The following is a 9,492-nucleotide window of genomic DNA, read 5'->3' as shown; positions in this document are numbered from 1 at the left end:
AATGCTTCGTTGTGGCTCATGCAAAACAGCATATTGCTATACGCCTCCACGAAATCTGGCCTGATCTTCAGTGCCTGGCGATAGCTCGCTTGCGCCTCGGTGAATCGACCTTGATCTTGGAACATGACGCCCAGGTTGCTATGCCCATCTGCGTAATCCGGCTGGATTTCCAACGCCTGGCGATAGCTCGCTTCCGCTTCCGACAGACGTCCCAGGTCTTTCAGGAGGTTACCCAGGTTGCTATGCACCTCCACCAAATTTGGCTGGATTTGCAATGCCTGGCGATAGCTCGCTTCCGCCTCGGACATGCACCCAAAATCCTTGAAAATGTTGCCTAAATTACTATGCGTTTCCGCGAAATTCGGTTGGATCTTCAGTGCCTGGAGATAACTTGCTTTCGCTTCAGTAAATTGACCTTGGGCTTCAAGCATGATGCCCAGGTTATTGTGCGCCTCGGCATCCGTTGGCAATATCTCCACCGCTATTTGCGCAGGGAACAGCGCCTCATCAGCTCTACCTTGAAGCTGGAGCACGGCTGCCAGCATTTTCCAGCCAAGTCCGTAGCCGGGAAAACACGTCGTGAATGATCGGGCCAGCACTTCCGCCTCGGCAAGGCGCCCCTTGTTGTACAAGGCCATCAATGCACTAATTTTTTTGGCGCCTGGTATTTTTTTAGCTCCGCTGCGCAGTACCTCTTGCTGGATTTTTTTTTGCCTCGCACGCACTTCCAACCGTCTTGCCAGTACCTCTACTTCGCCGTCCTGCAACCCGTGCTGGCGCCCCAACTCCAGCACCTGCTGCGCGGTTTCCGTTTCATCGGCTTGAATCAGCGCATCGATATAGCTCAACCAGTATTGCTGCTGCTCCGGCTGCGCTTCAAGTGCTGCTGCAAAATAAGGCAACCCGGCACTCGGCTGCTTGGCCTGCACCGCCAAAAAGCCCAGATTGTGGTTAGCATCTGGATTATTCGGCTGGGCTTCCAGAATATTTCGGTACAGGTTTTCTGCATCTTCAAACCGGCCTGACTGGTGATGATTCACTGCCAGTTGCAAAGCTTGCGCCAGAGATTGCTGCAGGTCGTTCAGCGCTTGCTCGACGATCGGGGCGGCGGGTTGCTGCGGGGGTGCGGAAACGGTCATAGCAGAAAAAGGGGGTTCAAAAACGACAATTTAATATTGCAGCCAAGGGAAACACAGGAAACCGAATGACGCAACGCCGTCAATATCCCTGGCATTCACAACCGGCAAGCAAATTTTCCAGACCCGTCCTCGAATGAAAATCGCGGCAAAAATCAAGCCGGTATATTCATGATTTCCTGGTAAGCGGCAACCAGTTTGTTGCGCACCTGCAGGCTCATTTGAAAACCGATGTTGGCTTTTTGCAGATCGACCATCACGTCGTTCAGGGCGACGCCGGGCTTGCCGAGCTCGAACGCTTCGGCCTGGCCGTAGGCGTTTTGCTGCGCATTGCTGACGCGCGCCAGCGATTTTTTCATTTCGTCGGCGAAACTACCGCCGGCTACCGCATCGGCAGCGGAACTGGCGCCGCCTGCGGCCAGCGCGGTGGTGCGCAATTGTTGCAGTACTGATTCAATCGCCGCTATTGTCATGGTGTTATTTCCTTGCCTTGCGAACTCGCCGGGAGTTCGGGGTTGTTATGGGTTGCGGTTATTTTTGCTGCCTTGCGCCTGCGCGTTGTTTCGTTGTTTATCAGGCGCGCAACATCCATCAATACATACACCATATTGTATTTTTAATTGCCGCAGAAAATCGTGCGGCAATCGGATTGTTTTATGGCATACCCCTGCAAATCTTTATTTTTTGGCGGCGCTTCAGCAAATCCGAGCCAAGCAGGACGCGCACGGCCGACAAGCAGTTACGGGAATTTACAGCCTAACAGCTATCCTGTTGACGAATATCAACAATTGACGGCAAAAAACCCGGTTATTCCACTGATCGAAAATGTTGCGGCGCACTGACAATCGCTAAGGTCGGCACAGGCTGGCTGGGTGGGCCTTGCCTGAACCGATACTTTTCCCCAATCATTAGGAAACCTGCTGTATGTCATATGAAAGCACGAGCGCACAGTGAGCACCGTTAGCCATTGCCATCTGCCGTCGCCCGGGGTGCATGCATGAATGCCGCTGCAACAGGTGCCGACCCAACTGCCGCAAACAAGTTTGCGTTTCTGGAGCAATTGCGCGCCAATCCCCGGCTGCCGATGATGATCGGAGCTGCTATCGCGATAGCGGCGGTGATTGCTTTCTGGCTGTGGAGCAGCAAGCCCGACTATAAGGTGCTGTACAGCAATCTGTCGGACCGCGACGGCGGCGCGATCATTGCGTCGCTGCAGCAGATGAATATCCCGTACAAGTTCGCCGAAGGCGGCGGCGCGGTGCTGGTGGAGGCCGACAAGGTGCCCGAAGCGCGGCTGCGACTGGCCGCGCAGGGCTTGCCGAAAGGCGGCTCGGTCGGTTTCGAGTTGATGGATAACCAGAAGTTCGGCACCAGCCAGTTTGCCGAGCAGCTGAATTACCAGCGCTCGCTGGAGGGCGAACTGGCGCGCTCGATCGAATCGATTTCCGCCGTCGAGTCGGCGCGGGTCCATCTGGCGCTGCCGAAGCCGTCGCTGTTCGTGCGCGGCCAGCAGAAGCCGAGCGCGTCGGTGATCCTGACGCTGCAGCGCGGGCGCTCGATTGACGAGGGCCAGGTCAGCGCGATGGTGCATCTGGTTTCCAGCAGCGTGCCGGAACTGAACGCCAAGAGCGTCACGGTGGTCGATCAGGCCGGCAATCTGCTGTCGGCTGCGAACGCCGGCAGCCGCGGCCTGGATGTCAGCCAGCTGAAATATACGCAGGAAATCGAACAGAACACTATCCGCCGCATCGAGGCGATTCTGCAGCCGATCGTCGGCGCGGGCAATGTGAAGGCCCAGGTGACTGCGGAGATCGACTTTGCAACGGTCGAGCACACCGACGAGAAATACCGCCCGAATCAGGATCCGGGCAGCGCGGCGGTTCGCAGCCAGCAGTCGAGCGAATCCAACCAGCAAGGCACCGCCCCGCCGGGCGGCGTGCCGGGCGCACTGTCGAACCAGCCGCCGATCAATCCGGTGGCGCCGATCACGACTCCCGGAACTACCCAACCGAACCAGGCGCAGCAGGGAGCGAACGGGCAGCTCAAGCTGACCCGCGACCTGACGGCTGCCGAGGTCGGCATGGCCGCCCGCAGCGGCGGCCCCAGCAACGTGCGCAAGGATGTCACCACCAACTATGAACTGGACCGCTCGATCCGCCATATCCAGCAGGATGGCGGCGGCGTGAAGCGCTTGTCGGTGGCGGTGGTGGTCAATTATCGCGATGTGCCCGGCAAGAATGGCAAGCCGCTGCCGCAGGCATTGCCGCCGGCTGAACTGGAACAGGTCAAGAACCTGGTCAAGGAAGCGATGGGCTATAGCGCCGAACGCGGCGATTCGCTGAACGTGGTCAACAGCCAGTTTGCTTCTGCCGCCAGCGAGCCGGAACTGCCGTGGTGGCGCCAGCCGGCAAATATCGAACTGGCCAAGTTCGGTGGCAAATACCTGTTACTGGCACTGTTGGCGCTGTTCCTGTGGTTTGCAGTGGCGCGGCCGCTGTTGCGCAAGCATTTGCAACCGGAAGTGTCCGAGCCTGCGGTCGGCAGCAACATCGAAGAAGCTCCGACAGAGGACCCTGAACAACTGGCGCAAGAGAAGCAGCGGCAAGCCGACCTGCACCAGGGAAACATGCAGCATGCGCAACAAACCGCTGAGAAGGACCCGCAACTGGTCGCCATGGTAATCAAGCACTGGATGAACGCCCATGAGTAATGCAGACGCAAAGAATGCAGACATCAAAAATGAAGGCATACGAAAAAGCGCCATCCTGCTGATGTCGCTGGGCGAAGACGGCGCCGCTGCGGTATTCCAGCATCTGTCGACGCGCGAGGTGCAACAGCTGGGCATGGCAATGTCGCATCTGACGCAGGTAACGCGCGAACAGATTGCCGAGGTAATGGAAGAGTTCCGCTTCGACACCGAACAGTTCTCGTCCATCAGCCTGGATTCCGACAGTTACATCCGCTCGGTGCTGAACAAGGCGCTCGGCTCCGACCGCGCAGCCGATCTGATCCAGGAGATTCTCGAGTCGCGCGATGCGACAACCAGCGGCATGGACCGGTTGAACCGGCTGGAATCCAATGAAGTGGCCGAACTGATCCGCGATGAGCATCCGCAGATCATTGCCACTTTGCTGGTCCACCTGGATCGTCTCAAGGCTGCCGAAGTGCTCGAACTGCTCACCGAACGGCTGCGCCAGGATGTCATCCTGCGGGTGGCGACCTTCGGCGGCGTGCAGCCGGCCGCCCTCGACGAACTGACCGAGGTGCTGACCGGCATGCTGTCGGGCCAGGGCGTCAAGCGCAGCCGCCTGGGCGGCACCCGGGCTGCAGCCGAGATTCTCAACCTGATGAACAGTGCCCAGGAAGAAAACGTGATTTCGCACGTGCGCGAACACGACGAGGTTCTGGCGCAACGGATCGTCGACGAAATGTTCCTGTTCGAAAACCTGATCGATCTGGAAGACCGCGGCATCCAGCTGCTGCTCAAGGAAGTCGAATCGGAATCGCTGATCATCGCGCTCAAGGGCGCACCGCAGGAATTGCGCGACAAGTTCCTCAAGAACATGTCGCAACGCGCCGCAGAAATGCTGCGCGAAGATATCGAAATGCGCGGCCCGGTACGGGTTTCGCAGGTCGAGACCGAGCAGAAGAATATTCTGCAGATCGTGCGTCGGCTGGCCGATGGCGGCGAGATCGTGATCGGCGGCCAGGGCAACGATGCATATGTCTAGCAAGCCCCCCGGCCTGCCGCCAACCGGTGCTCCCTCGCCTGCCACCTACCAGATGGCACCGCGCAGAAGCGTGCCGAAAGAGCAGATGACCGCCTGGCAGCGCTGGGAAATGGCTTCCTTCAACGAGCCGGAGCCCGAATTCGCGCCGCCGCCCCCTGCCGCCGAGCCGGTACTCGAGCCGCTGGAGCCGGTGCTGCTGATCGACGAGGCCGAACTGGCCCGACTACGGCTGGAAGCCCGGCAGGCCGGCGAGGCCGAAGGCCGTCGCGAGGGTTTTGTCGCCGGACATAGCGAAGGGTATGCAGCCGGGCTGACCATGGCCCAGGAGCAGGCGCAGGCGCTGCGGACGCTGATGCTGGCGCTGCCGGCGGCCTTGCGCGCCGCCGAACGCGAAGTCGCCGACGATGTGCTGACGCTGGCGCTCGATATTGCGCGCCAGGTGGTGCGCCAGGCGCTGCCAGTCGAACCGCAACCGATTCTGGCACTGGTGCGCGAACTGCTGCATGCGGAACCGGCGCTGAACGGCACGCCACGGCTGTTGCTGCATGCCGACGATGCCGCGCTGGTGCGGCAACATCTTGCCGACGATTTACAGGCAGCCGGCTGGCGCATCCGCACCGATCTCTCGATTACGCGCGGCGGTTGCCGCGTGCATGCCGCCAGCGGCGCGCTGGACGCAACGCTGGAAACACGCCTGGAACGGGTAGCTGCCGCCCTCGGGCGCAGCACAGCGGCGCCTGCTGAAGCGCCGGAACCGCCACATGACTGACGCCCCCTGCCCTGTCGCCGACGCCGACGCCGACAATCCGCACCTGCTGGCATTGCGCGCCGCGCTGCGCAATGCCAGCGCCAGTGTTGCGCACTGCATGCCGATCCGCAGCTACGGCCGGCTGACGCGCGCGGTGGGGCTAGTGCTGGAGGCGGTCGGGTTGCGCTTGCCGGTCGGCAGCGATTGCCTGATTGAACTGCCGCCCGGTTACGGGCAGCGCACCACCGAGGCCGAGGTGGTCGGCTTTTCCGGCGACCGCATCTTCCTGATGCCGCAAAGCGAAGTCGCCGGCCTGTTGCCGGGCGCGCGCGTATATCCGCTTGAAACCCCCACCACCAATGGCAGCGCGGCCGAACCCGGCACCAAACGCTTGCCGGTCGGCGCAGGCATGCTGGGGCGCGTGGTGGATGCCGCCGGGCGGCCGCTTGACGGCCGCGGCCCGCTCGACATCGCGCGCGAAGTACCGCTTGCCGCAGCGCCGGTCAATCCGCTGACGCGGGCGCCGATCGATAGCGTGCTCGATGTCGGCGTGCGCGCGATCAATGCACTGCTGACGGTCGGGCGCGGCCAGCGCATGGGGCTGTTTGCCGGCTCAGGGGTCGGCAAGAGCGTTTTGCTCGGGATGATGGCGCGGTATACCAGCGCGGAAGTGATCGTGGTCGGACTGATCGGCGAGCGCGGCCGCGAGGTCAAGGATTTCATCGACAACACGCTGGGGGAGGAAGGCATGGCACGCGCAGTGGTCGTAGCCGCGCCGGCCGACACCTCGCCCCTGCTGCGCTTGCAGGGCGCTGCCTACGCAACCTGCCTGGCCGAGTATTTCCGCGATCAGGGCAAGGATGTGCTGCTGATCATGGATTCGCTGACCCGCTACGCAATGGCGCAGCGCGAAATCGCCCTGGCGGTGGGCGAGCCGCCCGCCACCAAGGGCTATCCGCCATCGGTGTTTGCAAAACTGCCGGCGCTGGTGGAACGTGCCGGCAACGGTGCGCGCGACGCCAATGGCAAGGGCGGTTCGATTACCGCGTTCTATACGGTGCTGACCGAGGGCGACGATCAGCAGGACCCGATTGCCGATTCGGCGCGCGCGATTCTGGACGGCCATGTGGTGCTGTCGCGCAGCCTGGCCGAATCGGGTCATTATCCGGCGATCGACATCGAAGCCTCGATCAGCCGCGCCATGACCGCATTGATCGAGCCGTCGCAGTTCGATGCGGTGCGGCGCCTGAAGCAGATGTTGTCGCGCTACCAGCGCAACCGCGATCTGATCAGCGTCGGCGCTTACGCCGCCGGCCACGATCTGCAGCTCGACCAGGCGATTGCGCTGTATCCCGCGATTGAAGCGTTCCTGCAGCAGGAAATGCATGAGCGCACCGATTACGCGGCTTCCGTTTCCCAATTACAGGCACTGTTCAATGCCGGTTAGTCGCCGTCCACTGCTCTGAAAGAACATCATGTCAAACACGCTCCCGTTAGCCATGCTGATCGAGCTGGCACAACACAAGACCGACAAGGCGACCCGGCGCCTGGGCCAACTGCAAGGCGCGCTGACCAGCGCAGCCGAAAAGCTGGAAATGCTGCTGCAGTACCGGCAAGAGTATTACGAACAGTTGCAGGCGCAGATGCTGCAGGGCGTACCGTCCGCGCAGTGGCGCAATTTCCAGAACTTTATCAGCACGCTGGACGGCGCGATCGAGCAGCAACGCGCATTGAGCGAACAAGCCAAGGTCAAACTGGGACACGGCCGCACCGACTGGCAAAACCAGAAGCGCCGCCTGAGTTCGTTCGATACGCTGGCCGACCGGGTGCGCCAGCAGGAATTGGTAACGCTCAACCGGCGCGAACAACGCGATAGCGACGAGCATACCGCGCGCCAGTTCCAGTTGCGCTCGACTGCTTCAAGCGACTAAGCCACCCTATGCACACCTGTGCAATCACAGACGGTCGTGCTGTGCGTGGCGCGCCCCGCGGTTTTTTGTTGCCTTTATCTGTAGAATACGTTTTGCCAAACATCAACAATTATTCGGGAATGCCATGACTTTAATCCTTTCCTCTCCCGTTGCTCCGCAGGCTGCAGCAGCCCCGGCAGCCAGCCAGACCGGACGCAGCGACAGTCAAAACCAGGATAATTCGGACAGTTTTGGTGCAGTACTCGAACGCTCGCAAGCAGGCACCGAAACGGCTCCTGAAAAAACCGCTGACCGGCACCAACCGCGGAGCAAAAAAAGCGACGATCAAAAAACCGAATCGCCGGACCCGGCCGCCGCACTGGTTCTGGCCCTTATCGCACAGGAGCCGCGACTCGCTCCGGTGCCGGCAAACGCAACGCCATCCGGCCCGGCCGGCACGATTACCGCCGCAGCGCGGACCGATATCGACTTGAGCGCAACGCAAGCTGCGCTGCCGACGCCCGGCCAGAGCGACCCGAAGCAGCTTGCGGCGCAAGGCGCGCTGCCAGCGCTCAACCAGAGCGATCCGAAGCAGCTTTTGTCGCAAGGCGCGCTGCCGGCGCTTAACCAGAGCGACCCGGAGCAACTTGCCTCGGCTACGTTCCGGCATGACATGCCCGGCACACTGCCCAAGGGACAATCTGCACTGGCGGCACCCGAGCAACCGGATGGCGATTCGCCGGTGTTGGCGAGCAATGCCGCGACCATTGGCGACGCCGGCGCCACGGCAGAAACGCCCGCCCGTTTGAGTGCGCCGCAAATCACGCTGGCAGCAACCGGACGGCAGGAAACAGCCCAAGCCGCACAACCAACCAAAAACGCGACAGCCGATGCCGGCAGCGCCGTCACGCCGGAGATCGGAAAAATTCCGGATCAAGCGATAATGCCGGATACCCGTTCAAGCGGCCAGCAATCGAAACAGGGAGATACGGCAACAGGCGATCGGGATGGAAAATTCAGCGTAAAGCCAGAGTCACGGCCTGCCGATGCTCCGGTGGCGGCAAATGTTTCCAGCGCAGTTTCCAGCGCAACTGCGGCTGCAGCTACCACAGGAAGCACGGCAACTGCCGACCAGTCCGACTCCGGTATCGCGATGCCCGCCAATGCGGCCAACCAGCTGCACCAGCCACCCGTCGTTGCAGCCCAGCAGACTGCGACAGCACCGGCCAGCCTGCCGCTGACACCACCGATAGGCAGCAGCGACTGGGGTGATGCGCTTGGCAAGCAGATGGTATGGATGGGCAATGCCAACCACCAGGTAGCGGAACTGCAACTCAACCCGGCCGGTCTGGGACCATTGAAAGTCACATTGACCATTAACAACCATCAGGCCGAGGCACTGTTTGTATCGGCACATCCATCGGTGCGGGCGGCAGTCGAGGCTGCATTGCCGCAATTACGGACCAGCCTGGCTGACAACGGCATCAGCCTGGGCAATACATCGGTAAGTGCGGATACCCAGCAGCAAGGGGCATTTGCGCAGGATCAGGCCAACCAGTCCGGCCAACCCAGATACCGTACCGACAGTGTCAGTGCGGCGAACCCGGTAGCCGATCTCGGCTTGCCTGCGGCGGCGGCGCCCAGCACTGGCAACCGCAATCAGGTCGACACTTTTGCCTGACCGGGCATGAACGTAGGGGAGCGATGCAGTATGCAGTAGACTCAGCCTGAACCGGCGCGCCGTCACGCACACCATTTTTGATTTTGTGTAATCCTGGCCGGCATTGCGGATTTGCCTCCATCTGTACAGACGGAACAAGCACATGCGCAACCTCCGGCATAGGGCCGCACGGCATGGCACGGGCACAGCAAATGCCGGAGTTGGACCGGTTTATCCCTTTTTATCAACAGATGGTTCAGCGTCTTTTTAACCAAGAATAGACGCTCGAATTTCATGCAGGAAAATC

The 9,492-nt window shown here is 61.0% G+C and carries 9 protein-coding genes; 7 read left to right on the top strand and 2 right to left on the bottom strand.

All coding sequences use genetic code 11. The annotated features are described in order from the left end of the window. The coding region (locus HMCN_RS0104145) for a tetratricopeptide repeat protein (protein ID WP_025916194.1) at nucleotides 1-1,139 on the bottom strand (1,139 nt) is incomplete at its 3' end. A 152-nt stretch (nucleotides 1,140-1,291) separates the two neighbouring features. Beyond that, nucleotides 1,292-1,609, bottom strand: a complete 318-nt coding sequence (gene fliE, locus HMCN_RS0104140) for a flagellar hook-basal body complex protein FliE (protein WP_025916193.1) — start codon at nucleotides 1,607-1,609, stop codon at nucleotides 1,292-1,294. A gap of 183 nt (nucleotides 1,610-1,792) precedes the next feature. Between fliE and HMCN_RS19115 the strand changes: the two genes are divergently transcribed. The 7 genes from HMCN_RS19115 to HMCN_RS18180 all read left to right on the top strand — a co-directional run bounded on the left by HMCN_RS19115 (nucleotide 1,793) and on the right by HMCN_RS18180 (nucleotide 9,206). Then, nucleotides 1,793-1,978: a hypothetical protein gene (locus HMCN_RS19115; RefSeq protein ID WP_155837382.1), complete on the top strand. Its 186-nt coding sequence runs from the start codon at nucleotides 1,793-1,795 to the stop codon at nucleotides 1,976-1,978. A gap of 155 nt (nucleotides 1,979-2,133) precedes the next feature. Beyond that, entirely contained in the window at nucleotides 2,134-3,846 is a 1,713-nt protein-coding gene (fliF, locus tag HMCN_RS0104130) for a flagellar basal-body MS-ring/collar protein FliF (RefSeq protein WP_025916191.1), read from the top strand. Then, a complete protein-coding gene (gene fliG / locus HMCN_RS0104125) occupies nucleotides 3,839-4,867 on the top strand; it encodes a flagellar motor switch protein FliG (protein ID WP_051566772.1) in 1,029 nt (342 codons plus the stop codon). The genes fliF and fliG overlap by 8 nt, the downstream gene beginning before the upstream one ends. Beyond that, nucleotides 4,860-5,636 carry a flagellar assembly protein FliH gene (gene fliH, locus HMCN_RS0104120; protein ID WP_238551941.1) on the top strand — a complete coding sequence of 259 codons (777 nt, stop codon included), beginning with the start codon at nucleotides 4,860-4,862 and terminating at the stop codon, nucleotides 5,634-5,636. Before fliG ends, fliH begins: the two co-directional genes overlap by 8 nt. Next, nucleotides 5,629-7,062: a flagellar protein export ATPase FliI gene (gene fliI / locus HMCN_RS0104115; RefSeq protein ID WP_025916188.1), complete on the top strand. Its 1,434-nt coding sequence runs from the start codon at nucleotides 5,629-5,631 to the stop codon at nucleotides 7,060-7,062. Before fliH ends, fliI begins: the two co-directional genes overlap by 8 nt. Nucleotides 7,063-7,090: 28 nt before the next feature. After that, complete coding sequence (fliJ, locus tag HMCN_RS0104110) at nucleotides 7,091-7,546, top strand: flagellar export protein FliJ (RefSeq protein ID WP_025916187.1); 456 nt, start codon at nucleotides 7,091-7,093, stop codon at nucleotides 7,544-7,546. A gap of 124 nt (nucleotides 7,547-7,670) precedes the next feature. After that, complete coding sequence (locus tag HMCN_RS18180) at nucleotides 7,671-9,206, top strand: flagellar hook-length control protein FliK (protein ID WP_025916186.1); 1,536 nt, start codon at nucleotides 7,671-7,673, stop codon at nucleotides 9,204-9,206. Nucleotides 9,207-9,492: the final 286 nt, after the last annotated feature.

The organism is Herminiimonas sp. CN (assembly GCF_000622895.1).
Lineage (GTDB): Bacteria > Pseudomonadota > Gammaproteobacteria > Burkholderiales > Burkholderiaceae_D > AVCC01.
Note: the sequence above shows the minus strand (reverse complement) of the source record. Positions and strands in the feature narration are given on the sequence as shown.